This is a genomic window from Mycobacterium sp. ACS1612, from assembly GCF_001667505.1.
GTDB lineage: Bacteria > Actinomycetota > Actinomycetes > Mycobacteriales > Mycobacteriaceae > Mycobacterium.
The window spans coordinates 183,967-208,852 of the sequence record NZ_LZHZ01000067.1; the positions used below are offsets into that span (position 1 = coordinate 183,967).

Genomic DNA, 24,886 nt, shown 5'->3' on the forward strand with positions numbered 1-24,886 from the left:
CAGATGACGTTGACCCCCGCGGAGATCAGCGCGATCGACGCCGCGCACGTCTGGCATCCGTACAGCGCCATCGGTGCCGAAGCGCTGGCTCCGGTGGTGGCGGTCGGCGCGAAGGGCGCCTGGTTGACACTGATCGACAACGGTGAGCGGATCGAGGTGCTCGACGCGATGGCGTCCTGGTGGACCGCGATCCACGGCCACGGACATCCCGCGCTCGACGAGGCGATCACCCGCCAACTGGCGACGATGAACCACGTCATGTTCGGCGGATTGACGCACGAACCGGCCGCCCGGTTGGCCGAGCTGCTGGTGCAGATCACGCCCGACGGGCTCGACACGGTGTTCTTCAGTGACTCCGGTTCGGTGTCGGTGGAAGTCGCGGTCAAGATGGCGCTGCAGTACTGGCGCAGCATCGGACGTGGCGACAAACATCGGCTGATGACGTGGCGCGGTGGCTACCACGGCGACACGTTCACACCGATGAGCGTGTGCGACCCGGACGGCGGCATGCATCAGCTGTGGACCGACATTCTGGCCCGCCAAGAGTTCGCGCCCCAGGTGCCCGCCGACTACGACGAGGACTACGTCGCGGCGTTCGAGCAGCAGTTGGCCGAACACGCCGACGAACTGGCCGCGGTGATCGTCGAACCCGTCGTGCAGGGCGCGGGCGGGATGCGGTTTCACGACCCCCGGTATCTGGTCGATATGCGCGCGATCTGCGACCGCCACGGTGTGCTGCTGATCTTCGACGAGATCGCCACCGGCTTCGGCCGTACGGGCGAACTGTTCGCGGCCGATCATGCGGGGGTGCGGCCCGACATCATGTGTGTCGGCAAGGCGATCACCGGCGGCTACATCACGCTGGCCGCGACGCTGTGCACCCGCGACATCGCGCACACGATCAGCACGCGTGAGCCCGGCGCGCTGATGCACGGTCCGACATTCATGGCCAACGCGTTGGCGTGCGCTGTCGGTGTGGCCGCAGTTGAGCTGCTCCTCGAACAGGATTGGCGGGCAAGGGTTTCCGCGATCGAGGCCGGGTTGCGGCAGGGGCTGGCTGGGGCGGCGGACCTGCCCGGGGTCGCCGACGTGCGGGTGCTCGGGGCGGTCGGCGTGCTCGAGATGACTGCGCCGGTCGACTTGCGGATCGCGACGCCTGCGGCGCTGCGGCACGGCGTCTGGCTGCGCCCATTCCGCAATTTGATCTACGTGATGCCGCCCTACATCTGTACCGATGCCGAGATCGCGCAGATCACCTCGGCGATGGTCGGCGTCGCGCGCGCGGTCACCTAACCGGCGATTTGTGTGCATCGACGCGCGGTCAGCGCGCATAAATCGGCGAGTTGTGCCCGCCAGGACCGGTGCCCTAACCTGAACACCGTTCAAGTGCTGGAGGTGCCTGGTGACTCGCGTCGGTCTTTCCCCGCTGGCCTGGCTCGATGACGTCGAGCAGCAGCGCCGCGCGGCCGGGCTTCGTCGCTCCCTGCGTACCCGTCCGCCGGTCGGCGCCGACCTCGACCTGGCCTCCAACGACTACCTCGGGCTGTCGCAACACCCCGCGGTGATCGACGGCGGCGTCGACGCGCTGCGCACCTGGGGCGCCGGTTCGACCGGGTCGCGACTGGTCACCGGCAACACCGAACTGCACGAAGGTTTCGAGGCCGCGCTCGCGGGGTTCGTCGGCGCCGAATCGGCGCTCTTGTTCTCGTCGGGCTACACCGCCAACCTCGGTGCGGTGGTGTCACTGTCCGGGGCGGGGTCGCTGTTGGTATCGGACGCGCTGACCCATGCGTCGCTGGTGGACGCCTGCCGGTTGTCGCGGGCCCGCGTCGTGGTGACGCCGCACCGCGACCTCGCGGCGGTGGAGGCGGCGCTGGCGGGGCGTGATGAAGAGCGCGCCGCCGTGGTGACGGACTCGGTGTTCTCCGCTGACGGCGTGCTGGCGCCGCTGCGCGCCCTGCACGACGCGTGCCGCAGGCACGGCGCATTGCTGATCGTCGACGAGGCGCACGGTCTCGGCGTGCGTGGCAGCGGAGGGCGAGGCCTGCTGCACGAGGTCGGCCTCGCCGGTGCGCCCGATGTCGTGATGACGACGACGCTGTCCAAGGCGCTGGGCAGCCAGGGTGGGGTGGTGCTCGGGCCCGCCGCGGTGCGGGCGCATCTGGTGGACGCGGCACGACCCTTCATCTTCGACACCGGTTTGGCGCCCGCCGCGGTCGGCGCCGCGTGGGCCGCGCTGCGCGTGCTGATCGACGACCCGTGGCGAGCTACGGCGGTGCTCGATCACGCGGCCGCGCTCGCCGAGATGTGCGGTGTGGTCGAGCGTCCGGAATCGGCGGTGGTGTCGGTGATCCTCGGCGAGCCCGAGGTGGCGCTGGCCGCCGCGGCGGCCTGCCTGGAGCGTGGGGTGCGCGTCGGCTGCTTCCGCCCGCCGACCGTCCCTGCGGGGACGTCACGGCTGCGGCTGACGGCGCGGGCGTCGCTGTCCGACGACGAAATGGCTTTGGCGCGAGAGGTTCTCACCGAAGTGCTCGCAGATCTGCTGTGAGCACGCTTGTCGTCACGGGCACCGACACCGGGGTCGGCAAGACGGTGGCGACTGCCGCGCTCGCGTGTGCGGCCCGACAGGCCGGTGTCGATGTCGCGGTGTGCAAACCCGTGCAGACCGGTAGCCCCCGAGACGACGACCTCGCCGACGTCGCCCGACTGGCGGGCGTGACTGCGCTCTACGGCACGTGGCGGTATCCCGAACCGCTGGCACCGGCCGCCGCCGCCGAGCGGGCGGGCATGGCGCTGCCGACCCGCGACGAGCTGGTGGGGTCGGTGACGGCGGTCGATGCAAAGCTGACGTTGGTCGAGGGCGCGGGCGGTCTGCTCGTCGAACTAGGCCAGGGCGGGGTGACGCTGCGCGACATCGCACGCGACCTGGCCGCCCAGGTGCTGATCGTCGTCTCACCCGGTCTCGGCACGCTCAACCACACTGCGCTCACACTGGAAGCGCTTGCCGCGCAGAATATTCCGTGCGCCGGCCTGGTGATCGGGGCTTGGCCGCGCGATCCGGACGTCGCCGAGACAGGCAACCGTGACGCGCTGGCGCGGTTGGCTCCGGTGCGCGCGGTGCTGCCTGCGGGTGCCGGAGCCTCGAGCGCCCGCGACTTCGAGTCGATGAGCGCGGCTGCCTTCGACACCCAGTGGGTCACGAGCCTGGCGGGCTGATGGTCCAGTCCGTCGAGGTGGTCTTCGATCCGGATACCGAAGAGGCGGTCCGGCACATCTGGGATGGGTTGCGGGAGGCCGGGATTCCCAGCCAGGCGCCCGCGAGCAGACCGCATTCGACGTTGACCGTCGCTGAGCACATCGACAGCGACGTGGACGCGTTGCTGCAGTCGTTGACGACGCGGTTTCCCCTGCCGTGCCGGATCGGCGCTGCACTGTTGTTCGGCCGGTCGCAGTTCATCCTGACCCGCTTGCTGGTGCCGACGGTCGCGCTGCTCGACCTGCATGCCGAAGTCGGCCGGCGCTGTCTGCCGTTTCAGCGCCCGCAGCCGATGGCGAACTCGCTGCCCGGGCAGTGGACCGCGCACGTGACGTTGGCCCGGCGAGTGCACGCAAACCAACTCGGGCGGGCGCTGCGGATAGCCGGTCGACCGTCGGAGATCGTCGGCGAGGTGATCGGTGTTCGCCGCTGGGACGGCGACGCTAAACGCGAATACCCGATCAGTTGACTTCTGCGGAAACCTTTTTGGGCACGCACATCCGCCATGCATCGATGACGAGTTCGCGCACCTCGTCGAGGTCGATGGCGTCGAGTCGGACGGCGATCCAGTTGTACCGCATGTCCGATTGACGCGGGAGCATGAACTTGTCAGGCTCGGCGGCCACCATCGCCGCCCGTTCCTCCTTGGGGAAGCCGACGCCCATCACCGTCTCATCGCGTGAGAACGCGACGAACACGATCCGCCCGACCCGGAATTTGATCCGGTCACGCACCACCACCTCGTACGCCCGGGGTAGCCCCGCGGTGAGGCGCCGGACGTCGTCCACGGTGATCACGTTTCGAGACGGTAGCGGAGGTTGCGCTGACAACCACAGCAAAACCTGCGATTCTTCTGTACGTGTCGGGGATCGTTAGCCGACCTGACGAAGAACGGGCAGTTGACGACTTCTTGGGCCTGGCGAGTAAAGGCCCGGCGGCGTTGCTGGTGGAGGGTGCAGCCGGGATAGGCAAGACCACGCTGTGCCTGCATGCCCTCGACGCGGCGCGCAAGCGTGAGATGAGGGTGCTCACCACACGTCCAGCGCAGGCCGAATCCGTCGTCGCCTACAGCGCATTGGCCGATCTGCTCGGCGGGACCGAGGCTCGGGTACTCGTGCATCTACCGCAACCCCAGATGAGAGCCGTCGACCAGGTGCTGCTGCGAGCCGACGAAACCGACGGCGTCACCGAACCCCGCGCGGTCGCCGCGGCCTTCCTGGCCCTCGTCGAAGCGCTCGCCGCGGAGACCCCGGTCCTCGTTGCCATCGACGATGTGCAGTGGCTGGACCCGTCGTCGGTGTTCGCAGTGAGTTTCGCCGCGCGCCGGTTCACCGGCAGGGTTGGCGTGCTGGCCACTCGTCGCACAGAGCCCGGTTCGCGGGCGCCGACGGAACTGCTTGCGGTCAGGGACCCGACGGCGATGCGGCAGATCGCGTTGTCTCCGTTCTCGATCGGTGAGTTGTCAGACCTGCTCACCGGTCGCCTGGGAAGGCACTTCACCCGCTCGGAGGTCAGGCGCATACACGAGATCTCCGGTGGCAACCCGTTTTATGCGCTCGAGTTGGGCCGTGTATTCCACGGCGCGACGTCCAATGAAGAGGTTTCGCTTCCGGATTCGCTTTCGGAAGTGGTCGAGGCGCGCATCCGTGGACTGAAGCCGGACACCCGGCGAACCCTGCTGGCAGCCGCATGTCTGTCCACGCCCTCGACCGAGGTCATCGCAGAAGCGATGGGGACCTCGACGGAACGCATCGCGCAACTGCTCGAACCCGCCGAGTCGGACGGAATCGTTCGCCTCAACGGCGGCAGCCTCACGTTCTCTCATCCGCTACTGGCGCACGGCGTCTACGCGGGCTTCGCGCCCGCGGAACGCCGAGAAATGCACCGCGCCATCGCCGAGGTGGTGGAGCAGCCAGAGTTGCGTGCGCGCCACCTCGCTCGCGGGGCAACGAGCGCCGACGAGACGACGCTCGCGGCTCTTGACGCCGCCGCCCAGATGGCGCGCAACCGCGGCGCACCTTCGGCCGCCGCGGAGTTGCTCGACCTCGCGATCGCGCTCGGCGGCGACGATCCCGATCGCCAAGTTCGGTCTGCGACACACCACTTCGAAAGTGGGGCGGCCGAGACGGCGCGGTCGCTTCTCAACGATGCGATCAAGCGGCTCAAACCGGGTCGAACCCGTGCGGCCGCGGCCAGCCTGCTCGCCACCATTGTCATGTACGCCGACGGATTCGGTTCGGCGGCAATCCTTTTGGAGAGTTTCCTGCCGGAAGCCGCTGACGACGCGGTGTTGTCGGTTCAGATGCTGATGGCGCTCGCGTACGTCCTGATGAACATCGGGCGCAAGCGAGACTCCGCGGACCGCATCGACGAAGCGGTCCAGCGCGCCGAGGCGCTCGGTCAGCCCACGTTGGTCAGTCGCGCCCTCGGCCTGCAGGTGGTGTTGCAATTCATGTGCGGCGCCGGGGTAGACGAGGCGAAGCTGCAGCGCGCGTTGGCGCTGGAGGACGACAAATCACCGGCGCAGCTCGCGTTTCGGCCCAAAGTGCAGAACGCGATCCTGCGAGCCTGGACCGGTGAGCTCGCCGTCGCGCGCCGAGAGTTGCGGTCGATACACCAGCAGCGGATCGAGAATGGCGAAGAAAGCGAATCGATCTTCATCTCGTATCACCGCGCGATGGTCGAGATCTGGAGCGGCGAGTTCGACGAGGCCCGGCGCATCTCGGACGACGCGATGGACCGTGCGGCGCACCTCGAGGGCGATGTTCATCTCTTCAGCGCGATCGCAATCCGCTCGTCGCTTGCCGCCTTCGCGGGCGAGGTCGAGGCTGCCCGTCGCGACGCGAGGGTCGCCCTCGACGCGTCCGACCGCAGCGAGGGCCGCGAATTGGGCGGCTGGATGGTGGCCAATCTCGGCTTCCTCGAGACGTCGCTGGGCCGCTACGCGGAAGCCATTGCGGTCATGCAACCGGTCATCGACGGCCTTCTCGCGGATCCGGAGTACTCCGAGATCATCGTGGCGTCCTGCGTCGGCGACGCCGTCGAGTCGATGGTCCAGATGAAGCGACTCGACGAAGCGCAACGCCTGACCGATCTGATGGAGCGCAACGGCACCCGATTGGATCGCGCGTGGATGCTCGCGGTGGCGGGCCGGTGCAGTGGGATGCTGCTCGCCGCCAGGGGTGATCTGGCCGGGGGGATACAAGCCGCAGAAGCGGCAATGAGGCAGCACGACCGTGTCCCGATGCCGTTCGAACGCGCCCGAAGTCAGTTGCTGCTCGGGCAGTTACAGCGCAGGTTGCGAAAGAAACAGTCGGCTTCGGCGTCGCTGCGCGAGGCACTCGACACGTTCGAGCGGCTGGGCACGCCGTTGTGGGCCCACCGCGCACGTGCCGATCTCGCCAGGGTGACGGTCAATGCCGGTGTCGCAGTGCTGACTCCGTCCGAACGACGCGTTGCCGAACTCGCGGCGTCGGGCATGACCAATCGCGCCATCGCCGCCGAACTGTTCATCAGCCCAAAGACCGTCGACACCAACCTCTTTCGCATCTACCGCAAGCTGAGCATCCACTCGCGCGCCGAATTGGCCCGGTGGATGTCCGAGCAACTGGGATGACCTACAGACGGTGGCTTTGCCGCGCTTCGATTCCCGCGAGTAGCAGGCCAATGCCGAACGCGAAGCGATCGGTGTCGTCATCCGACCACATCGACTGCGCCTCCGGCAGTTCGGCGCCCGCCGCGTCCCACTGAAGCCGCGACTGCTCGTCAGCAGTGAAGCCGAGGACGTAGTAGAGGATGGTGCGGGCAGCAAGCCCGGCATGCGCGGATTCCACGCCGGCGTCAGTGACCGCATCGGTCAGCCGCAGCAGGATCTGCGCCATCGCGGTCGACTGTCCTGATGCGAAGCTCGCCGACACCAACTCGGCGCCGTCGGTGTGGGACAACAGCGCGTCACGCAACCGTCCGCAGATCCCAGTCACCCGCTGCCGCCAATCGCCGGGCTGGTCATCGACCGACTCGAGGATCCGGTCCGCGACCGCGCCCAACAACTGCTGCTTGTTGGCGAAATGCCAATACAACGCGCCGGGGGAGACGGCTAGCTCCCGGGCTAGCCGCCGCATCGTCAGGTCGGCGATGCCGTAGGAGTCGAGCAGCGCGGTCGCCGCGTCGAGCACGTCCCGTTTGTGGAGCTGCACACCGGTACCCTAACCTGAACACCGTTCAAGTCACACAGGAGGACCGGTGAGCGAGATTCTGGCGGAGGCCCGCGAGCAGGTACTGGAGCGCGGCGAGGGCCTGACCCAGGAGCAGATACTGGCGGTGCTGCAGCTGCCCGACGACAAACTCGACGAGCTGCTGGAACTGGCCCACGACGTCCGGATGCGCTGGTGCGGGCCCGACGTCGAGGTCGAAGGCATCATCAGCCTCAAGACCGGCGGCTGCCCCGAGGACTGCCACTTCTGTTCGCAGTCCGGGCTTTTCGCATCGCCGGTGCGCAGCGCCTGGCTCGACATCCCCAGTCTGGTCGAGGCCGCCAAGCAGACCGCCAAGACCGGGGCGACCGAGTTCTGCATCGTCGCCGCCGTGCGCGGACCCGACGAGCGGCTGCTGGCTCAGGTCGCCGCCGGCATCGAGGCCATCCGCAACGAGATCGACATCCAGATCGCGTGTTCGCTCGGCATGCTGACCCAAGAGCAGGTGGACCGCCTCAAAGAGATGGGTGTACACCGTTACAACCACAACTTGGAGACCGCGCGGTCGTTCTTCACGAACGTCGTCACCACCCATTCGTGGGAGGAACGCTGGGAGACGCTGCAAATGGTCCGAGAGGCGGGTATGGAGGTGTGCTGCGGCGGCATCCTCGGCATGGGCGAAACCCTGGAGCAGCGCGCCGAATTCGCGGCGAACCTGGCCGAACTCGATCCGCACGAGGTGCCGCTGAACTTCCTCAATCCGCGGCCGGGCACCCCGTTCGGAGACCTCGACGTGCTGCCCGCGTCGGAGGCCCTGAAGGCAGTCGCCGCCTTCCGGCTGGCGTTGCCGCGCACCATGCTGCGCTTCGCGGGCGGCCGCGAGATCACCCTGGGCGACCTCGGCGCCAAGAAGGGCATCCTCGGCGGCATCAACGCCGTGATCGTCGGCAACTACCTGACCACGCTCGGCAGGCCCGCCGAGGCCGATCTGGAACTGCTCGAGGATTTGCAGATGCCGATCAAGGCGCTCAACGCCAGCCTGTAGATGGCTGCCAAGTTCAACGTCTACACTGGCGAGCCCGCGGGCGGAGCCGATCCCACGGCTGCCCAACTCGGTTTGGAGCCACCCCGGTTCTGCGCGGAGTGCGGCAGGCGCATGGTGGTGCAGGTGCGTCCAGACGGCTGGCTGGCGAAGTGCTCGCGCCACGGTGAGCAGGATTCGAAGGACCTAGATGAGCGACGTTGAGGCACCCCGCATTTCGCGATCCAGAGCCGCGCTGACCACGGTTGCGGCGCTGACCGCGTTCGGCGCGGTGGTGGGTGCGCTGTGGGCGTGGCTGGCGCCGCCGATCCACGGCGTCGTGGCGCTGACCAAGAGCGGAAACCGGGTCACGGCGTATCTCGGCAACGAGGGCGATCATTTCTTCATCGCGGCGTTCATGGTGGTGGGGATGATGTCTGCGGTGAGTGTCGTCGCCGCGGTGCTGGTCTGGAAGTGGCGGGCCCACCGAGGTCCGGTGATGACCGCCGCGCTGACGCTCGGTTGCGCCGCGGCGGCGGGCGCCGCAGCGGGTGTCGGTGCGGCGCTTGCACATTGGCGCTACGGCTCGATCGACGTCGCGGCGGCTCCGGTCACGCCGGAGCATCGCGTGCATTACGTCGTCGAGGCGCCCGCGGTGTTCTTCGGCCACGGGCCGCTGCAGATCGCCGCGACGATCCTGTTTCCTGCCGCTGTCGCAGCGCTGGTTTACGCACTGATGGCAGTTTCGACCCAGCGCGACGATCTGGGAGCGTGGCCGCCCGTGGAGGAGCCCGTGATGGCTCCGCTTCCTACAGCGGAGAACGCTCTACCGTCCGCCCAGTGACCACCTTCGCGGCGATCTTGAGCAGCCGCGCCATGCCGACGTAGGTCATCGGATTCAGCAGCGTCGGCCAGGTCGTCCGCATCAGGTGCTCGTCGAGCGGTTTGTCGTTGAAGCGGTCGGTCAGCCAACGCAACGTCATCGGCGCCGACATCGGGTGCAGCAGCATGTGCTCGCTGAACATGTCGCGGTGGTAGGTCACCGACGCGCCGCCGGACTGGTAGATGTGCGTCAGCTCGTCGATGTCGTCGACGGAGACGATTCTGTCGTGCACGGCCTGCACGATGAGCACCGGCGGCGTCGGCACCGCGGTGCCCAACTTGATGCTGTCGAACACATGCTGGACCTCTGGCGTCTGCAGGATCTGCTCGAGCGGTTGATCCACCAGCTTGCCCATGTCCATGCCGACGAAGCGCAGCACCGCATGGGCTGTCGTCATTTTCTCGATCCGGGTCAACATCGCCTTGCCCTGTTCGGTGGCGTGCTCCTGGATGACCTTGTCCAGTTCCGGATAGACATGCGTGAGCGCGGCCACCACCATGCCGGGCAGCCCGGAGTAAATGCTTCCGTTCAGGCGCCGGAACGCATGGCCGAGGTCGGCGACCGGCGACCCGAGCACCGCCCCGACGATGTTGAGCTCGGGCGCATACGACCCGCTGACTTCGGCCGCCCATGCGGTGGCCAGGCCGCCGCCGGAGTAGCCCCAGAGGCCGACCGGCCCGTCCGCGGACAATCCGAGACGGTCGTAGCTCAGCGCGGCGCGGACACCGTCGAGCACGTGATAGCCGGGCTCATACGGCGCGCCCCACAGCCCGCCCGGCCCCTCGTGGTCGGGCACCGACACCGCCCAGCCTTCCGCCAGCGCAGCGGCCACCAGGAAGAACTCGATCTGCGCCAACGCGCCCAGCGCCTTCGCGCCTCGCCGCATCGCGTACGACGGGAAACAGCGGCCCGCCACCGCGTCGATCGCGCACTGGTAGGAGATGAGCGGTATCGGACCCGCTGACGCGCGTTCCGCAGGCACGATCACCGTGGTGGCCGTCGCCTGCGGCAGGTTGTTGAGGTCGGTCGTGCGGTACAGCAACTGGGTGGCGGTGAACCGCTGGGGAACCAGGCCCACGAACGCCAGTTCGACGTCGCGGGAGCGCAGCACCGTGCCGGGGCGGGCATGCTCGAAGCCGGCCGGCGGCTGGTAGAACGGGTCTTTCGCGGGGACGACGGGTCGGGCCTTGCGCTCTAGCTCCTCGTGGAGTGGCTGGCCGATCCATTCGGCGCCGGTCGACCGCGCCGCGCTGCCCAAGTCCATCCGGTCATTCTTACCTTAAGAGGCCATTAAGAATCCAGCCGACTCACCCGGGAGGGCGCAACGCGGCGAACTCGTCGGTCACCCGGTAGTGCGAGTCGGTGAAGCGGTACAGCGCGGCGGGTCGACCGCCGCTGCGACCCGAGCGCGCGGTGGTACCGGTTCGGGTGATGACGTGCCGACGCTCGAGGACGCGTTGCAGGTTGGTGGCATCCACCTGGTAGCCCAATGCGGCGCTGTAGATGTCGCGCAGCGTGGACAGCGCGAATTCCGTTGGCGTCAAACCGAATCCGATGTTCGTGTAGGACAGCTTGGCGACCAGGCGGGTGCGGGCGTGCTCGACCATCGGGGCGTGGTCGAACGCCATCGGCGGCAGATCGCTGACCGGATGCCAGCGGGTGTCCGGCGGGAGTTCAGGCGTTGCGGGGGAGGGCACCAGACCGAGGAAGGTCGACGCGATCGTGCGCACGTCGGGCACGCGCTTCGGGTCGGAGAACACGGCCAACTGCTCGAGGTGAGCAAGTTCACGCAGGTCCACCTTCTCGGCGAGCTGCCTGCGCACCGAGCTGGTCAGATCCTCGTCGACGCCGAGGCGGCCACCAGGAAGCGACCACTTTCCGGCCTCGGGTTCGAGTGCACGCTGCCACAACAGCACGTGAAGTGCGGGTTTCTTGGAGCCGACGTCCCGAACCTGAAACACGACGGCGAGCACCTCATGGGCGGTGCTAGTATGTGACATGTTTTCGATTATAAGTCGAAAACCTCGACGGATTGGAGAGTTGGCTATGACGGTTCTCGACCGTATGGCTGCGAACGATCTCGCGGACCGAATCGTCGCTGGTCCGACCGGATATTCCGGGGTGGACGGCGACGCGAAATGGGCCGCGGAGGTGCGCCGCCTCGCCGACTTGCGAGGTGCGACGCTGCTCGCGCACAACTACCAACTGCCGGCCATCCAGGACGTCGCCGACCATGTCGGCGACTCCTTGGCGCTGTCGCGGATCGCCGCGGACGTAGGCGAGGACACCATCGTGTTCTGCGGTGTGCACTTCATGGCCGAGACGGCCAAGATCCTCAGCCCGGACAAGAAGGTGTTGATCCCTGATCAGCGCGCAGGCTGCTCGCTGGCCGACTCGATCACCGCCGACGAGTTGCGGGCCTGGAAGGCCGAACACCCCGGCGCGGTCGTGGTGTCCTATGTCAACACCACCGCCGCTGTGAAGGCCGAGACCGACATCTGCTGCACGTCGTCGAATGCGGTCGAGGTCGTCGCGTCGATCCCCGAAGACCGTGAGGTGCTGTTCTGCCCTGACCAGTTCCTCGGCGCACACGTGCGTCGCGTGACGGGCCGGAAGAACCTGCACGTGTGGGCGGGCGAATGCCACGTGCACGCCGGGATCAACGGCGACGAACTGGCCGATCAGGCCCGCACCCATCCGGACGCCGAACTGTACGTGCACCCCGAATGTGGTTGCGCCACATCGGCTCTCTACCTGGCAGGCGAAGGCGCCTTCCCCGAGGACCGAGTCAGGATCCTGTCCACCGGCGGCATGCTGGACGCTGCGCGCGAAACGCACGCGCGCCAGGTGCTGGTTGCCACCGAGGTCGGCATGCTGCACCAATTGCGACGCGCCGCACCGGAAGTCGACTTCCGCGCTGTCAACGACCGGGCGTCCTGCAAGTTCATGAAGATGATCACCCCCGCAGCGTTGCTGCGCTGTCTGGTGGAAGGCCGCGACGAGGTCGACGTCGACCCCGAGACCGCCCGCCTGGCGCGCGCCAGCGTCCAGCGGATGATCGAGATCGGTACCCCCGGCGGCGGCGAATGACCGCCTGCGGAGGTCGCGGATACTGGCAGCAGTGTGCCGACGTCGTCATCGTCGGCACCGGCGTCGCCGGTCTGGTCGCGGCGCTGGCCGCGCACCGCAGCGGCCGCAAGGTCATGGTGCTGAGCAAGGCAGGCGACACCGCCACCTTCTACGCCCAGGGCGGCATCGCCGTGGTGCTGCCGGACGCACTGCGCGACGACGGCGATTCGATCGACCGGCATGTGGCCGACACGCTGGCAGCGGGCGCCGGACTATGCGATCCGGTGGCAGTGCGCTCGATCGTGGCCGACGGCCATCGTGCGGTCCGCGAATTAGTCGATGGCGGAGCGCATTTCGACGAGGCCGCACCCGGGAAGTGGGCGCTGACCCGCGAGGGTGGACATTCGCGGCGGCGGATCATCCACGCGGGCGGCGACGCGACGGGCGCCGAAGTCCAGCGCGCACTCGACAACGCGGCTGCGCGGTTGGACATCCGGCGCAATCACGTCGCGCTCGAACTGCTGCACGCCGACGGCGCCGTGACTGGGGTGCTCGTCCTCAACGACGACGGAGTAGGCATCGTGCATGCGTCGTCGGTGATCCTGGCGACCGGGGGACTGGGCCACCTGTACACCGCGACCACCAACCCCGAGGGGTCCACCGGTGACGGGGTCGCGCTGGCGATGTGGGCTGGCCTGCCAGTCAGCGACGTGGAGTTCATCCAGTTCCACCCGACCATGCTGTACGACGGCGACGCCGGCGGCCGGCGGCCGCTGATCACCGAGGCGGTCCGCGGCGAGGGCGCGGTTCTCATTGACGGCCAAGGACGTTCGGTGACTGCAGGTGTTCATCCGATGGGTGATCTGGCGCCACGCGACGTGGTGGCGGCGGCCATCGACGCCCGCCTGGTGGAGACCGGTGACCCGTGTGTGTACCTCGACGCGCGCGGCATCGATGGTTTCCCGGCCCGGTTCCCCACCGTGACCAGTGCCTGCCGCGCTGCCGGTATCGACCCCACCCGCGAACCGATCCCCGTCGTCCCGGGGGCGCACTACAGTTGCGGCGGCGTGGTGACCGATCTGCACGGGCGTACCGAACTCGCCGGATTGTTCGCCGCAGGCGAGGTGGCCCGCACCGGCCTGCACGGCGCGAATCGACTGGCGTCCAACAGCCTTCTCGAGGGCTTGGTTCTCGGTGGCCGCGCGGGCAGGGCCGCCGCTGACCATGCGCTGGCCGCCGGCCCCGCTCGCGCGGTGTACCAGGAACCGTCGAAGCGGCGGGCGTTGCCGCGAGCCGACCTGCAGCGCGCGATGACCCGGTACGCATCCGTGGTGCGCGACGCAGACGGTCTGGAGCGGCTCGCCAAGGAGATCGACACCGCGCGACCGCGAAACATCATGTCCCGCAGCGACTTCGAAGACATCGCGCTGACTACCGTGGCCGGGGCGGTAGCCACGGCGGCGATGGCCCGGGCCGAATCCCGCGGCTGCCACCACCGCGCCGACTTCCCGGACACCGATCCGATCCTTGCCCACAGTCTGCTTCCTGCGGTGGCGTGCTGATGGAACTCAGCGCCGACGAGCTGACGGAAGCTCGAAGGGTGATCGCACGCGCGCTCGAGGAGGACCTGCGCTACGGGCCGGATGTCACCACGTTGTCGACGGTGCCTACCGACGCGACGACCACCGCGTCGATGGTGACGCGCGAGCCGGGCGTCATCGCCGGCGTCGATATCGCGCTGCTGGTGCTCGACGAGGTGATCGGGCCGGACGGCTACCGCATCAAGGACCGGATCGACGACGGGTCGCGGTTGGATGCGGGCGGGGTGCTGCTCGCCGTCGAGGCGCCGACGCAGGGTCTGCTGACAGTCGAGCGCACGATGCTGAACCTGGTGTGTCACCTGTCGGGCATCGCGACGACCACTGCGGCGTGGGTCGCCGCCGTCGAGGGCACCAAGGCGAAGATCCGCGACACCCGCAAGACCCTGCCCGGGCTACGGGTGCTGCAGAAATACGCAGTGCGCGTCGGCGGCGGCGTCAACCATCGGATGGGGCTCGGAGACGCCGCGTTGATCAAGGACAACCACGTGGCCGCAGCGGGTTCGGTGGTGGCGGCGCTGCGCGCCGTTCGCGGAGCCGCGCCGGAGCTGGAGTGCGAGGTGGAGGTCGACTCGCTCGAACAGCTGGACGAGGTGCTCGCCGAGAACGTCGAGCTGGTCCTGTTGGACAACTTCGGCGTCTGGCAGACCCAGGTTGCCGTGCAGCGTCGCAATTCCCGTTCTCCCGCAACAAAACTCGAGTCCTCCGGTGGGCTGTCGCTGGAGACTGCGGCCGAGTACGCGGGCACGGGCGTCGACTTGCTCGCCGTCGGCGCGCTCACCCACTCCGTGCGTGTGCTGGATGTCGGACTAGACGTCTAACCGCCGCCGCCGCCCTCCCCAGAAGTCCCCACTACCGGATGAATTGGCTGACCGCTAAACCAATCTGAGTAACAGATTCGGAAAGGGTGAATGGCTTTTCATCGTGGTAATTGAAATTTGCCTGCAAATTCGGCAGCGAAACCGCCCGCCGCGACTCGCAGGGGGCGACGCGACGCCTGATCGACTACTCGCGCCGTTACTATCGCCTCATGCCGGAGCCATCATCGATCGAGTCCACCGCCGACTACCCCGAATCCGGCGGGTCGCCCTGGACCCGGATTCTTCTTCCCATCACGCTTGTCGTGGCCGTCGCAGCGGTCGTTCTCGCCGGCTGGGCGCTGTACCGCCTTAGCCAAGAGGGCACTCCCGACTCGCCGAATTACTCAGGCGCACAACGGACTGACGCCAAGACAGAGGTCTGCGCCGCGGCGGATGTGGTCCGCAAGGGCGTCTCGTTGAACACCAATCTGCAGCCCCCCGGCGGGCCCGAGGACGTAACAGGCACCTTGGCAGTGGCGGCCAACGCACGCGTCTCGCTGTACGACGGAGGCCAGTATTTGCTCGCCAGGATCGATCCGGCCACGCCGCCGGAGCTCGCCGACGCGGCAAAGAAGTTCGCGAACCTGTTGATGGACATCGGCGCAAACGCCACTGCGGGATCCCAGAATTCGGAGCCCGAACAAGCCGCACGTCTGAAGGACGCGGACGCCAGCAATGCCGCAATCATGCAATTGTGCAAATGATGCTTCCACAATTAACTGAAGTTCAGAATCGCAATTTATCAATCGCCAACGTCAATTTAACTATCTGGTGAATACGGTGTCGTCGGCACACTCAGCTGACTTCTCTTCGGTCACCGTCCGTCAGCTCCCGTCGTGAGCTCCGCGCGCTGGGCTGAGCAGCGTGCGCGCCGCGGCTTTCGCCGCGGTCAGGGATCCGGTGTCGCCTGCGATACGGGACAGTATCAGCGCGCCTTCGAGCAGGGCGATCACCGCGAGCGCGGTCTGCTGCGCGTCGTCGTCCGGCCACCCGTCGGCCTTCAGCCTGTCGGCGACAGCCGCGCACCAGCCCGCGAACACCTTGGCGGACGCATCGCGCACTTGCCGGCTGGCGTTCACCGACTCGGTGGCGATGGGTTCGATAGGGCAGCCGTCGCGGTGATCGGACGACAGCCCGGCGCTCATCAGGTCGATCCACGCGTCGACGATGTCGGCGGCGGGCAGGTCGCTGTCGAGGAATGACCGCAGCCGTCGCTCGATCCCGCTGCCGACGATGTCCACCACTGCCGCGGCGAGCTGTTGCTTACCTTCGGGGAAATGGTGATACAGCGAGCCGGCCTTGACGTCGGCGGATTCCAGGATCTGGTTCACACCCGTGGCGGCGTAGCCCTGCCTGCGAAACAGCAGAGCGGCGCTGTCGAGCAGCGCGGCTCGGCTTCGATCCGGACGAGGCATGCCCTTGACTTTACTTGAATGATCGCTCAACAATACTTGAAAGGTCGCTAAAGAAAGGCCCGTCATGCACCAGTTGATGTCCGAGGCGGCGGGTGAATACGCCTGGCGAGATGCTCCTGACCCGCTGCTCACGGCCGCTGAACAGGCGATCGTCCGACCGGTCGCGGTGGCCTGTTGCGATTTGGACGTGGCAGTCGCAGAGGGCCGGCTGCCGATGCCACCGGGGCACGCCGTCGGCCATGAAGGCGTGGCGGAGGTGGTCGCGGTCGGCGACGCCGTGCGCGACGTGAGAGTCGGCGATCGGGTGATCGTGCCGTTCCAGATCAGCTGCGGCATGTGCGCCGCCTGCCGGCGCGGCGTCACGGGGTCCTGCGCGTCGTTGCCGCTGATGGCGATGTACGGAATGGCGCCGTTGGCCGGTCTGGACGGCGGCGGCTTCATGGCCGACCTGCTGCTGGTGCCGTACGCCGACGCGATGCTGGTGCGGCTTCCCGACGGCGTCGACCTGGTATCCGTCGCGTCGTTGTCCGACAACATCCCCGACGGCTGGCGCGCCGTCGGGCCGTATCGAAGTGAGCTGGATGGGCTCGATCCCTCCGACCGCCGGGTGCTGGTCGCGGGCAGGCTGTCGATCGGCCTGTACGCCGCGGCGTTCGCGGCGGCCTACGGCGCACAGGTCGACTATCTGGACACCAACCCGCAGCGGCTGGCGATGGCCGAAAAGCTGGGCGCCACGGCGCACGACCGGGTCAAGCCCGACAAGTCGTGGGAGCCCTATCCGATCACCGTGCACACCACCGCCGACCCCGCCGTGCTGGCGGCGACGATTCGCGCCACCTGGCCCGACGGCGTGTGCACCGATACCGGCATTTACTACCAGGGCGGCGTCGAGATGCCGCTGCTGTCGATGTACACCAGAGGCCTGCGCTTCGTGACCGGCCGGGTGAACGCGCGCGCGGTCATTCCCGAGATCCTCGAATTACTCACGGCACATTGTGATCTCGCGCCCGCAGTCGAGCGCGTCGTCGCATGGGAGGACGCCCCCGCGGCCTGGCCGGCGATGACGGGTAAGACGGTGTTCACGCGGTGATCGGCCCGCGGCGCACCAGTGACAACACGACGGCCGCGCCTGCGAACAACCCGGAGAACACGCGATTCATGACCGTCTGCTTGCGCGGCGTGTGCAGCCACTTCAACAGGCGCACCGACAGCCCGGTGTAGCAGCCCATCACCACGAGATCGACCGCCACCATCGTCACGCCGACCGCGAGGTATTGCGGCAGCAGCGGTTGGGTGGGCACCACGAATTGCGGCAGCACCGCCAGGAAGAACACCAGCCCCTTGGGGTTGGTCGCGTTCACCAGGAAGCCACGCACCAGCAGCACGACGCGGCCGCCGTCCATCGCCTTGCCGACCTGCTCACGCAGGTCGATGGTCGCCGTACGCCATTGGCGCACAGCCAGATACACCAGATACGCCACACCGATCCACTTGATTATGTTGAACGCGAGAATCGAGTTGGCCACCGCGGCACCGAGACCGATCGCGACGAGCGCGAGTTGCAGCATCAACCCGATCTCGAGTCCGAGGATGCTCCAGTAGCCGCGCCGCACACCGTGTGTCAGGCCGGTTGCCATCGACTGGATGGCGCCCGCGCCCGGTGACACGCTGATCGCAATCGCCGCACCGAAGAACGTCAGCCAGACTTCCCACGCCATGGGGTCAGTCTGTCAGCACGGTCAAGCGATATCGGCGACGAAGATGGCCATGTTCTTCACCTGCGCGCGGGCCATGAACGGCAACCCGTCGGCGCTGCCGCCCGCGGGCACGATGCGCGGGTTGGTGAGGTGCACCTCGCGGCGGATGAACTTCAGGTCGGCCTCACCGGCCGCCAACACGTTCTTCACCCAGTCGGTTTTGCCGTGGCCCAGTGCGATCGCGACGAGGTTTCCTTTGCGATACGCGGTGACGATGGTCTCGTACGGCTTGCCCGACTTGCGGCCGCGGTGCTTGATCGTCGCCATTCCGGGCAGGAACCGGGCGACCGGCTTGATGATCGGGTTGAAGTACTTGACCTGGAAGTTCTCCACCGCGACCGGGAACACCATCGGCACACCGGGCGCGTTATTGGGGTGATCTTTACGAGATACGGCGGACATGGTCATGAAAGTAATGGATTTTTGTTCGCGTAGGCCGATCAGGGACAATTGAGCCGATGACCCCGATCACGATGACCCGCGTCGACCTGCGCAACCGCACGCTGAGCGCAGCGCAACTCCGGGCCGCGCTGCCACGCGGCGGCGTGGACGTGGACGCGGTGATGCCCAGGGTGCGACCCATCGTCGACGCGGTCGCCGAACGAGGCGCCGCCGCCGCCCTCGAGTACGGCGAATCGTTCGACGGGGTGCGGCCCGCGACCGTCCGGGTGCCCACCTCCCAATTGGAGGCGGCGCTGGAGGCCCTCGACGTCGACGTCCGCGCGGCCCTGCAGGTGGCCATCGACCGGGCCCGCGCCGTTCACGCCGACCAACGCCGCACCGACACCACGACCACGCTGGCGCCGGGTGCCACCGTCACCGAACGCTGGGTACCGGTCGAGCGGGTGGGCCTCTATGTGCCCGGCGGCAACGCCGTCTACCCGTCCAGCGTGGTGATGAACGTGGTGCCGGCACAGCTGGCGGGCGTCGACTCGCTGGTGATCGCCAGCCCGCCGCAGGCGGACTTCGGCGGCCTGCCGCATCCGACCATCCTGGCCGCCGCCCGGCTGCTCGGCGTCGACGAGGTGTGGGCCGTCGGCGGCGCACAGTCGGTGGCGCTGCTGGCCCACGGCGGCACGGACACCGACGGCAGCGAGTTGGTGCCGGTCGACATGATCACCGGGCCGGGGAACATCTACGTCACCGCAGCCAAGCGGATCTGCCGTTCGCAGGTGGGCATCGACGCCGAGGCCGGTCCCACCGAGATCGCGATCCTCGCCGACCACACCGCCGACCCGGTGCACGTCGCCGCGGATCTGATCAGCCAGGCCGAGCACGACGAGATGGCCGCCAGCGTGCTCGTGACCGACAGCGTGACGCTGGCCGACGCCACCGACCGGGAACTGGCGAACCAACTGCAGACCACCGTGCACCGTGAGCGGGTGACCGCCGCGTTGACGGGTAAGCAGTCCGCCATCGTGCTGGTCGACGACATCGATGCCGGTGTCCGAACCGTGAACGCCTACGCCGCAGAACATCTGGAGATCCAGACCGTCGACGCGCGCGAGGTAGCCACCCGGATCCGTTCGGCGGGAGCGATATTCGTCGGGGCATACTCGCCGGTGAGCCTCGGCGACTACTGCGCCGGGTCCAACCATGTGCTGCCCACCGCAGGCTGCGCCAGGCACTCCAGCGGCCTGTCGGTGCAGACCTTCCTCAAAGGCATCCACGTCGTCGACTACGACGAAGCCGCGCTCAAAGACGTGTCCGGATACGTGATCACGCTGTCGCAGGCCGAGAATCTGCCCGCCCACGGCGAGGCGGTCCGACGGAGGTTCGAGGCGTGACCATCGGCAAGAACGTGACGCTCGACGACCTGCCCCTGCGCGATGACCTGCGGGGCAAGTCGCCCTACGGCGCACCGCAACTCGACGTCCCGGTGCGGCTGAACACCAACGAGAACCCGCATCCACCGACGCAGGCACTGATCGACGACGTGACGGCCTCCGTGCGTGCGGCGGCGGGGGATCTGCACCGCTACCCGGACCGTGACGCGGTCGCGCTGCGCAGCGACCTGGCCGCCTACATGTCGGCGCAGACCGGTACGCCGCTGAGCGTCGAAAACCTCTGGGCCGCCAATGGTTCCAACGAGATACTGCAGCAATTGCTGCAGGCGTTCGGCGGCCCTGGCCGCAGTGCCATCGGATTCGTGCCGTCGTATTCGATGCACCCGATCATCTCCGACGGCACCCAGACCGCGTGGCTGGTGGCCAACCGGGCCGACGATTTCAGCCTCGACACCGACGTCGCGGTGCAGGCCATCAAGGAGCACACGCCGGACATCGTGTTCGTGGCCAGCCCGAACAACCCGTCAGGTCAAAGTGTCTCGCTCGACGACCTGGATCGTCTGCTCGGCGCCATGGCTGGCGGCATCTTGATCCTCGACGAGGCCTACGGCGAGTTCTCGTCGCAGCCGAGTGCGGTCAAGTTGATCGACGACCATCCGACCAAGCTCGTCGTGACCCGCACCATGAGCAAGGCGTTCGCGTTCGCAGGAGGCCGCCTCGGTTATCTGATCGCCGCGCCTGCCGTCATCGACGCGATGTTGTTGGTGCGACTGCCGTACCACCTGTCCTCGGTAACGCAGGCCGCCGCGCGCGCCGCCCTGCGGCACGCCGACGACACGCTTGGCAGTGTCGCGAAGTTGATCGCCGAGCGCGAGCGGGTCACAGAAGCGTTGACCGGCATGGGTTTCCGGGTCATTCCCAGCGACGCCAATTTCGTGCTGTTCGGTGAGTTCAGCGACGCCCCCGCCACCTGGCAGCGCTACCTCGATGCGGGCATCCTCATCCGCGACGTCGGCATCCCCGGCTATCTGCGGGCCACCACGGGACTGGCCGCCGAGAACGATGCGCTGCTCGAAGCAAGCGCCCGAATAGGAGCACAGTGACCGAAAACCGACGCGCGAAAGTCGAGCGCAAGACCAAGGAATCCGACATCGTCCTCGAACTCGACCTCGACGGCACCGGCGTCGTCGACGTCAGCACCGGGGTGCCGTTCTTCGACCACATGCTGACGTCGCTGGGCAGTCACGCGAGTTTCGACCTGAGCATCAAGGCCACCGGCGACATCGACATCGAGGGCCACCACACCATCGAGGACACCGCCATCGTGTTCGGTCAGGCGCTCGGTCAAGCACTCGGTGACAAGAAGGGCATTCGCCGGTTCGGCGACGCGTGGATCCCGATGGACGAGTCGCTCGCGCATGCCGCCGTCGACGTATCGGGCAGACCGTACTTCGTGCACACCGGGGAACCGGACTTCATGGTGGAGTTCACCATCGCCGGATCCAGCGCGCCGTATCACACGGTGGTCAACCGACACGTGTTCGAGTCGCTGGCCTTCAACGCCCGAATCGCGTTGCACGTCCGCACCCTGTACGGCCGCGACCCACACCACATCACCGAGGCGCAATACAAGGCCGTCGCGCGCGCGTTGCGGCAGGCCGTCGAGTACGACCCGCGGGTCAGCGGCGTGCCATCCACCAAAGGCACTCTGTGACAAGCAAAGTGCATTCGCGGCCCCGCCGCGGTGTCGTCATCCTTGACTACGGCTCGGGCAACCTCCGGTCCGCGCAGCGGGCATTGGCCAGGGTCGGCGCCGACGTCGAGGTGACATCCGATCGCGACGCGGCGATGAACGCCGACGGTTTGGTGGTGCCCGGGGTCGGCGCATTCGAGGCCTGCATGACCGGCTTGCGAAAGATCAGCGGCGACGAGATCATCGCCGACCGCGTGGCGGGAGGCAGACACGTGCTCGGTGTGTGCGTCGGGATGCAGATCATGTTCGCCCGTGGTGTCGAGTTCGGTCAGGAGACCGCGGGCTGCGGACGGTGGCCGGGCGCCGTGGTGCGGCTGGACGCGCCGGTGATTCCGCACATGGGCTGGAACGTCGTCGACGCACCCGCGGGCACGACGCTGTTCAGGGGCATCGACCCCACCACTCGGTTCTACTTCGTGCACTCGTATGCCGCTCAGCAGTGGGAAGGCAACCCGGACGCGCTGCTGACCTGGGCCACCCACAACGTGCCGTTCCTGGCCGCTGTCGAGGACGGGGCGCTGTCGGCCACCCAGTTCCATCCCGAGAAAAGCGGGGACGCCGGTGCCGCATTGCTCAGCAATTGGGTGAAAGCACTAGGTTGAGCCCGTGTCTTTGATTCTGTTGCCCGCTGTCGACGTCGTCGACGGCAAGGCTGTCCGACTGGTGCAGGGCCAGGCGGGCAGTGAAACTGATTACGGCTCAGCGCTTGATGCCGCGATGACCTGGCAGCGCGACGGCGCCGAGTGGATCCACCTCGTCGACCTCGACGCGGCGTTCGGCCGCGGCTCCAACCGCGAGCTGCTGGCCGAGGTGGTCGGCAAGCTCGACGTCGCGGTGGAGTTGTCGGGGGGGATCCGCGACGACGAATCGCTTACCGCGGCGCTGGCCACGGGCTGCGCGCGAGTCAATCTCGGCACCGCGGCGCTGGAGAACCCACAGTGGTGCGCCAAGGTGTGCGCCGAGCACGGCGACAAGATCGCCGTTGGCCTGGACGTGAAGATCGTCGACGGGGAGCACCGACTCCGCGGCCGCGGCTGGGAGACCGACGGCGGCGACCTGTGGGAGACACTCGATCGTCTTGACCGCGAAGGCTGTTCGCGGTTCGTCGTCACCGACGTCACCAAGGACGGCACGCTCAACGGGCCCAACCTCGAATTGCTCACCCAAGTCGCCGAACGCACCGACGCCCCGGTGATCGCCTCCGGCGGGGTGTCCAGCCTGGACGACCTCCGCGCCATCGCCACGCTGACCAGCAGCGGTGTCGAGGGTGCCATCGTCGGGAAAGCCTTGTACGCCGGGCGATTCACACTGCCGCAGGCGCTGGCCGCGGTGGCGCAGTAGGACCCGATGGCCCTCGACGACACCGACCTCGACACCCTGGTCACCGAGGCCGCGGCGATTCTGGACGCGGCCGCAGTGCCGTTCGTCGACGGGCATCGCGCCGACTCCGCGGTGCAGAAGAAGGGCAACGATTTCGCCACCGAGGTTGACCTGGCGATCGAGCGCCAGGTAGTTCAGGCGCTGAACGACAGGACCGGGATCGAGGTGCACGGCGAGGAATTCGGCGGAGCGGACGTCGATTCGCCGCTGGTGTGGGTGCTCGACCCGATCGACGGCACCTTCAACTACGCCGCGGGCTCGCCGATGGCGGCGATCCTGCTCGCCCTGGTGCGTGATGGTGAACCTGTTGCCGGGCTGACGTGGCTGCCGTTCACCGGCGAGCGGTTCACCGCTGTGGTCGGAAAACCGCTGCGCAGCAACGGCGTCGAACAGCCGCGGCTGCAGCCCACCAAACTCTCCGAGGCGATCGTGGGCGTCAGCACGTTCAACGTCGACTCGCGCGGCCCGGTGCCGGGCCGGTACCGGCTCGCGGTGATCGAAACGCTGAGCCGAAAGTGCTCACGGATGCGGATGCACGGCGCCACCGGGGTTGACTTCGCCTACACCGCAGCCGGAATCCTGGGCGGCACAATCAGTTTCGGCGCGCACGTGTGGGACCACGCGGCGGGTGTCGCGCTGGTGCGGGCGGCAGGCGGCGTCGTCACCAACCTCGACGGTAGCGACTGGACGACGAAGTCGCGCTCGGCGCTGGTCGGAGCGCCTGGCGTGCATGCCGAACTGCTGGAATTGCTGAACTCCGTCGGCGATCCGGAGACCTTCTGATGGACCCGAAAGACCTTGCGGTGCGTATTATTCCGTGCCTCGATGTTGACGCAGGCCGGGTGGTCAAGGGGGTCAACTTCGAGAACCTCCGGGATGCAGGCGATCCGGTGGAGCTGGCGGCCCGCTACGACGCGGAGGGCGCTGACGAGCTGACGTTCCTCGACGTGACAGCGTCGTCCTCGGGCCGAGCCACCATGTTGGAGGTCGTCAAGCACACCGCCGAACAGGTGTTCATCCCGTTGACCGTCGGCGGCGGCGTGCGGTCGGTCGCGGACGTCGACGCGCTGCTTCGGGCGGGCGCCGACAAGGTGTCGGTGAACACCGCGGCGATCGCGAGGCCAGAACTGCTGGCCGAGTTGTCGCGCCAATTCGGGTCCCAGTGCATCGTGCTGTCGGTCGACGCGCGCACCGTGCCCGATGGCAATCAGCCGACCGTGTCGGGCTGGGAAGTCACCACGCACGGCGGCAGGCGCGGTACGGGCATCGACGCCATCGAATGGGCTGGCCGCGGAGCCGAACTCGGGGTGGGAGAGATCCTGCTCAACTCCATGGACTACGACGGCACCAAGGCCGGGTTCGACCTGAAGATGCTGCGCGCGGTGCGCGGCGCGGTGTCCGTGCCGGTGATCGCCAGCGGCGGCGCGGGCGCAGTGGAACATTTCGCGGCCGCCGTTGTTGCAGGAGCCGATGCCGTACTGGCGGCCAGCGTGTTCCACTTCGGCGAGCTGACCATCGGCCAGGTGAAGGCGGCGATGGCAGCTGAAGGGATCGTGGTGCGGTGACGACGCTGGACGAAGGCATCGCGTCGCGACTGAAACGCGACGCCAACGGGCTGTTCGCGGCGGTGGCGCAGGAACGCGGCACCGGCAAGGTGCTGATGGTGGCCTGGATGGACGACGAAGCATTGGCGCGCACGCTTCAGACCCGCAGGGCGACGTACTACTCGCGTTCGCGACAACAGCACTGGATCAAAGGGGAGACGTCGGGGCACACCCAGTACGTGCATTCGGTGCGGTTGGACTGCGACGGCGACACCGTGCTGCTCGAGGTGGATCAGGTCGGCGCGGCCTGCCACACCGGTGATCACACCTGCTTCGATGCGGGCCTGTTGCTGGACCCCGAAGCCTAACG

Annotated in this window: 28 protein-coding genes; 21 read left to right on the forward strand and 7 right to left on the reverse strand. The window is 67.7% G+C overall.

What is annotated here, in order from left to right; genetic code table 11:
• Nucleotides 1–3 precede the first annotated feature (3 nt).
• The 4 genes from A5724_RS29280 to A5724_RS29295 all read left to right on the forward strand — a co-directional run bounded on the left by A5724_RS29280 (nt 4) and on the right by A5724_RS29295 (nt 3,725).
• On the forward strand, nt 4–1,293 hold the full coding sequence (locus A5724_RS29280; RefSeq protein WP_067810537.1) for an adenosylmethionine--8-amino-7-oxononanoate transaminase: 1,290 nt from the start codon (nt 4–6) through the stop codon (nt 1,291–1,293).
• 109 nt (nt 1,294–1,402) lie between these two features.
• Nucleotides 1,403–2,548, forward strand: coding sequence for an 8-amino-7-oxononanoate synthase (locus A5724_RS29285; protein ID WP_067810538.1), 1,146 nt, complete (start codon nt 1,403–1,405; stop codon nt 2,546–2,548).
• Entirely contained in the window at nt 2,545–3,216 is a 672-nt protein-coding gene (gene bioD / locus A5724_RS29290) for a dethiobiotin synthase (protein WP_067810541.1), read from the forward strand. Before A5724_RS29285 ends, bioD begins: the two co-directional genes overlap by 4 nt.
• Nucleotides 3,216–3,725 carry a 2'-5' RNA ligase family protein gene (locus A5724_RS29295; RefSeq protein ID WP_067810543.1) on the forward strand — a complete coding sequence of 170 codons (510 nt, stop codon included), beginning with the start codon at nt 3,216–3,218 and terminating at the stop codon, nt 3,723–3,725. Before bioD ends, A5724_RS29295 begins: the two co-directional genes overlap by 1 nt.
• On the opposite strand, the gene A5724_RS29300 is transcribed toward A5724_RS29295, so the two are convergent.
• Entirely contained in the window at nt 3,718–4,053 is a 336-nt protein-coding gene (locus A5724_RS29300) for an MmcQ/YjbR family DNA-binding protein (protein WP_067810545.1), read from the reverse strand. The two genes, A5724_RS29295 and A5724_RS29300, sit on opposite strands and share 8 nt — an antisense overlap.
• Before the next feature lie 62 nt (nt 4,054–4,115).
• Here A5724_RS29300 and A5724_RS29305 point away from each other — a divergent pair, with 62 nt between their 5' ends.
• Nucleotides 4,116–6,872, forward strand: a complete 2,757-nt coding sequence (locus tag A5724_RS29305; protein WP_067810547.1) for a LuxR family transcriptional regulator — start codon at nt 4,116–4,118, stop codon at nt 6,870–6,872.
• A 1-nt stretch (nt 6,873) separates the two neighbouring features.
• Here A5724_RS29305 and A5724_RS29310 read toward each other — a convergent pair whose 3' ends face one another.
• Nucleotides 6,874–7,452, reverse strand: a complete 579-nt coding sequence (locus A5724_RS29310; protein ID WP_067810549.1) for a TetR/AcrR family transcriptional regulator C-terminal domain-containing protein — start codon at nt 7,450–7,452, stop codon at nt 6,874–6,876.
• A gap of 46 nt (nt 7,453–7,498) precedes the next feature.
• Between A5724_RS29310 and bioB the strand changes: the two genes are divergently transcribed.
• The 3 genes from bioB to A5724_RS29325 are packed head-to-tail and all read left to right on the forward strand — an operon-like array spanning nt 7,499 to nt 9,314.
• Complete coding sequence (bioB, locus tag A5724_RS29315; RefSeq protein ID WP_067810551.1) at nt 7,499–8,494, forward strand: biotin synthase BioB; 996 nt, start codon at nt 7,499–7,501, stop codon at nt 8,492–8,494.
• Nucleotides 8,495–8,695 carry a hypothetical protein gene (locus A5724_RS29320; RefSeq protein ID WP_067810560.1) on the forward strand — a complete coding sequence of 67 codons (201 nt, stop codon included), beginning with the start codon at nt 8,495–8,497 and terminating at the stop codon, nt 8,693–8,695.
• Nucleotides 8,682–9,314: a DUF2567 domain-containing protein gene (locus A5724_RS29325; protein ID WP_067810562.1), complete on the forward strand. Its 633-nt coding sequence runs from the start codon at nt 8,682–8,684 to the stop codon at nt 9,312–9,314. The genes A5724_RS29320 and A5724_RS29325 overlap by 14 nt, the downstream gene beginning before the upstream one ends.
• On the opposite strand, the gene A5724_RS29330 is transcribed toward A5724_RS29325, so the two are convergent.
• The gene (locus tag A5724_RS29330) at nt 9,280–10,617 is read right to left on the reverse strand and encodes a lipase family protein (RefSeq protein WP_067810564.1); all 1,338 of its coding nucleotides are present in this window, start codon (nt 10,615–10,617) and stop codon (nt 9,280–9,282) included. The two genes, A5724_RS29325 and A5724_RS29330, sit on opposite strands and share 35 nt — an antisense overlap.
• A 43-nt stretch (nt 10,618–10,660) precedes the next feature.
• Nucleotides 10,661–11,353 (reverse strand): NUDIX domain-containing protein, encoded by a 693-nt coding sequence (locus tag A5724_RS29335; RefSeq protein WP_067810566.1) that lies wholly within the window; start codon nt 11,351–11,353, stop codon nt 10,661–10,663.
• A 46-nt stretch (nt 11,354–11,399) separates the two neighbouring features.
• Here A5724_RS29335 and nadA point away from each other — a divergent pair, with 46 nt between their 5' ends.
• The 4 genes from nadA to A5724_RS29355 all read left to right on the forward strand — a co-directional run bounded on the left by nadA (nt 11,400) and on the right by A5724_RS29355 (nt 15,584).
• Nucleotides 11,400–12,443: a quinolinate synthase NadA gene (nadA, locus tag A5724_RS29340; protein WP_067810568.1), complete on the forward strand. Its 1,044-nt coding sequence runs from the start codon at nt 11,400–11,402 to the stop codon at nt 12,441–12,443.
• Nucleotides 12,440–13,984 carry an L-aspartate oxidase gene (locus A5724_RS29345; protein ID WP_067810570.1) on the forward strand — a complete coding sequence of 515 codons (1,545 nt, stop codon included), beginning with the start codon at nt 12,440–12,442 and terminating at the stop codon, nt 13,982–13,984. The genes nadA and A5724_RS29345 overlap by 4 nt, the downstream gene beginning before the upstream one ends.
• The gene (gene nadC, locus A5724_RS29350; protein ID WP_067810815.1) at nt 13,984–14,841 is read left to right on the forward strand and encodes a carboxylating nicotinate-nucleotide diphosphorylase; all 858 of its coding nucleotides are present in this window, start codon (nt 13,984–13,986) and stop codon (nt 14,839–14,841) included. Before A5724_RS29345 ends, nadC begins: the two co-directional genes overlap by 1 nt.
• Before the next feature lie 110 nt (nt 14,842–14,951).
• Nucleotides 14,952–15,584 carry a hypothetical protein gene (locus tag A5724_RS29355; RefSeq protein WP_369830678.1) on the forward strand — a complete coding sequence of 211 codons (633 nt, stop codon included), beginning with the start codon at nt 14,952–14,954 and terminating at the stop codon, nt 15,582–15,584.
• Nucleotides 15,585–15,704: 120 nt separating this feature from the next.
• Here A5724_RS29355 and A5724_RS29360 read toward each other — a convergent pair whose 3' ends face one another.
• Nucleotides 15,705–16,295: a TetR/AcrR family transcriptional regulator gene (locus tag A5724_RS29360; protein WP_067810572.1), complete on the reverse strand. Its 591-nt coding sequence runs from the start codon at nt 16,293–16,295 to the stop codon at nt 15,705–15,707.
• 64 nt (nt 16,296–16,359) lie between these two features.
• Here A5724_RS29360 and A5724_RS29365 point away from each other — a divergent pair, with 64 nt between their 5' ends.
• Complete coding sequence (locus tag A5724_RS29365; RefSeq protein WP_067810573.1) at nt 16,360–17,385, forward strand: alcohol dehydrogenase catalytic domain-containing protein; 1,026 nt, start codon at nt 16,360–16,362, stop codon at nt 17,383–17,385.
• Here A5724_RS29365 and A5724_RS29370 read toward each other — a convergent pair.
• Both A5724_RS29370 and A5724_RS29375 read right to left on the reverse strand, forming a co-directional pair.
• The gene (locus A5724_RS29370) at nt 17,375–18,013 is read right to left on the reverse strand and encodes a LysE family transporter (protein WP_067810574.1); all 639 of its coding nucleotides are present in this window, start codon (nt 18,011–18,013) and stop codon (nt 17,375–17,377) included. The genes A5724_RS29365 and A5724_RS29370 overlap by 11 nt on opposite strands.
• A gap of 21 nt (nt 18,014–18,034) precedes the next feature.
• Nucleotides 18,035–18,454, reverse strand: a complete 420-nt coding sequence (locus A5724_RS29375; RefSeq protein WP_067810822.1) for a nitroreductase family deazaflavin-dependent oxidoreductase — start codon at nt 18,452–18,454, stop codon at nt 18,035–18,037.
• Nucleotides 18,455–18,525: 71 nt separating this feature from the next.
• Between A5724_RS29375 and hisD the strand changes: the two genes are divergently transcribed.
• Genes hisD through hisI form a run of 8 tightly spaced genes read left to right on the forward strand, consistent with a single transcriptional unit; the run spans nt 18,526 to nt 24,884 of the window.
• Nucleotides 18,526–19,839 (forward strand): histidinol dehydrogenase, encoded by a 1,314-nt coding sequence (gene hisD, locus A5724_RS29380; protein WP_197518829.1) that lies wholly within the window; start codon nt 18,526–18,528, stop codon nt 19,837–19,839.
• The gene (locus A5724_RS29385) at nt 19,836–20,942 is read left to right on the forward strand and encodes a histidinol-phosphate transaminase (RefSeq protein ID WP_067810579.1); all 1,107 of its coding nucleotides are present in this window, start codon (nt 19,836–19,838) and stop codon (nt 20,940–20,942) included. Before hisD ends, A5724_RS29385 begins: the two co-directional genes overlap by 4 nt.
• Nucleotides 20,939–21,553, forward strand: a complete 615-nt coding sequence (gene hisB / locus A5724_RS29390; RefSeq protein WP_067810581.1) for an imidazoleglycerol-phosphate dehydratase HisB — start codon at nt 20,939–20,941, stop codon at nt 21,551–21,553. The genes A5724_RS29385 and hisB overlap by 4 nt, the downstream gene beginning before the upstream one ends.
• A gap of 8 nt (nt 21,554–21,561) precedes the next feature.
• Nucleotides 21,562–22,194: an imidazole glycerol phosphate synthase subunit HisH gene (gene hisH / locus A5724_RS29395; RefSeq protein ID WP_067810825.1), complete on the forward strand. Its 633-nt coding sequence runs from the start codon at nt 21,562–21,564 to the stop codon at nt 22,192–22,194.
• Nucleotides 22,195–22,198: 4 nt separating this feature from the next.
• A complete protein-coding gene (gene priA, locus A5724_RS29400) occupies nt 22,199–22,933 on the forward strand; it encodes a bifunctional 1-(5-phosphoribosyl)-5-((5-phosphoribosylamino)methylideneamino)imidazole-4-carboxamide isomerase/phosphoribosylanthranilate isomerase PriA (protein ID WP_067810582.1) in 735 nt (244 codons plus the stop codon).
• A gap of 6 nt (nt 22,934–22,939) precedes the next feature.
• Nucleotides 22,940–23,755: an inositol monophosphatase gene (locus tag A5724_RS29405; RefSeq protein ID WP_067810588.1), complete on the forward strand. Its 816-nt coding sequence runs from the start codon at nt 22,940–22,942 to the stop codon at nt 23,753–23,755.
• The gene (gene hisF, locus A5724_RS29410; RefSeq protein ID WP_067810590.1) at nt 23,755–24,537 is read left to right on the forward strand and encodes an imidazole glycerol phosphate synthase subunit HisF; all 783 of its coding nucleotides are present in this window, start codon (nt 23,755–23,757) and stop codon (nt 24,535–24,537) included. Before A5724_RS29405 ends, hisF begins: the two co-directional genes overlap by 1 nt.
• A complete protein-coding gene (gene hisI, locus A5724_RS29415) occupies nt 24,534–24,884 on the forward strand; it encodes a phosphoribosyl-AMP cyclohydrolase (RefSeq protein WP_067810592.1) in 351 nt (116 codons plus the stop codon). Before hisF ends, hisI begins: the two co-directional genes overlap by 4 nt.
• Nucleotides 24,885–24,886 lie beyond the last annotated feature (2 nt).

Bases quoted from the DNA above. Each gene is read 5' to 3' on its own strand.
- nadA (WP_067810568.1), top strand. From the start codon at position 11,400: ATGACGGTTCTCGACCGTATGGCTGCGAACGATCTCGCGGACCGAATC.
- A5724_RS29295 (WP_067810543.1), top strand. From the start codon at position 3,216: ATGGTCCAGTCCGTCGAGGTGGTCTTCGATCCGGATACCGAAGAGGCG.
- A5724_RS29405 (WP_067810588.1), top strand. From the start codon at position 22,940: ATGGCCCTCGACGACACCGACCTCGACACCCTGGTCACCGAGGCCGCG.
- A5724_RS29360 (WP_067810572.1), bottom strand. From the start codon at position 16,295: ATGCCTCGTCCGGATCGAAGCCGAGCCGCGCTGCTCGACAGCGCCGCT.
- A5724_RS29375 (WP_067810822.1), bottom strand. From the start codon at position 18,454: ATGTCCGCCGTATCTCGTAAAGATCACCCCAATAACGCGCCCGGTGTG.
- A5724_RS29325 (WP_067810562.1), top strand. From the start codon at position 8,682: ATGAGCGACGTTGAGGCACCCCGCATTTCGCGATCCAGAGCCGCGCTG.
- A5724_RS29370 (WP_067810574.1), bottom strand. From the start codon at position 18,013: ATGGCGTGGGAAGTCTGGCTGACGTTCTTCGGTGCGGCGATTGCGATC.
- A5724_RS29365 (WP_067810573.1), top strand. From the start codon at position 16,360: ATGCACCAGTTGATGTCCGAGGCGGCGGGTGAATACGCCTGGCGAGAT.
- nadC (WP_067810815.1), top strand. From the start codon at position 13,984: ATGGAACTCAGCGCCGACGAGCTGACGGAAGCTCGAAGGGTGATCGCA.
- A5724_RS29345 (WP_067810570.1), top strand. From the start codon at position 12,440: ATGACCGCCTGCGGAGGTCGCGGATACTGGCAGCAGTGTGCCGACGTC.
- A5724_RS29280 (WP_067810537.1), top strand. From the start codon at position 4: ATGACGTTGACCCCCGCGGAGATCAGCGCGATCGACGCCGCGCACGTC.
- A5724_RS29335 (WP_067810566.1), bottom strand. From the start codon at position 11,353: ATGTCACATACTAGCACCGCCCATGAGGTGCTCGCCGTCGTGTTTCAG.
- A5724_RS29320 (WP_067810560.1), top strand. From the start codon at position 8,495: ATGGCTGCCAAGTTCAACGTCTACACTGGCGAGCCCGCGGGCGGAGCC.
- hisF (WP_067810590.1), top strand. From the start codon at position 23,755: ATGGACCCGAAAGACCTTGCGGTGCGTATTATTCCGTGCCTCGATGTT.
- hisD (WP_197518829.1), top strand. From the start codon at position 18,526: ATGACCCGCGTCGACCTGCGCAACCGCACGCTGAGCGCAGCGCAACTC.
- A5724_RS29330 (WP_067810564.1), bottom strand. From the start codon at position 10,617: ATGGACTTGGGCAGCGCGGCGCGGTCGACCGGCGCCGAATGGATCGGC.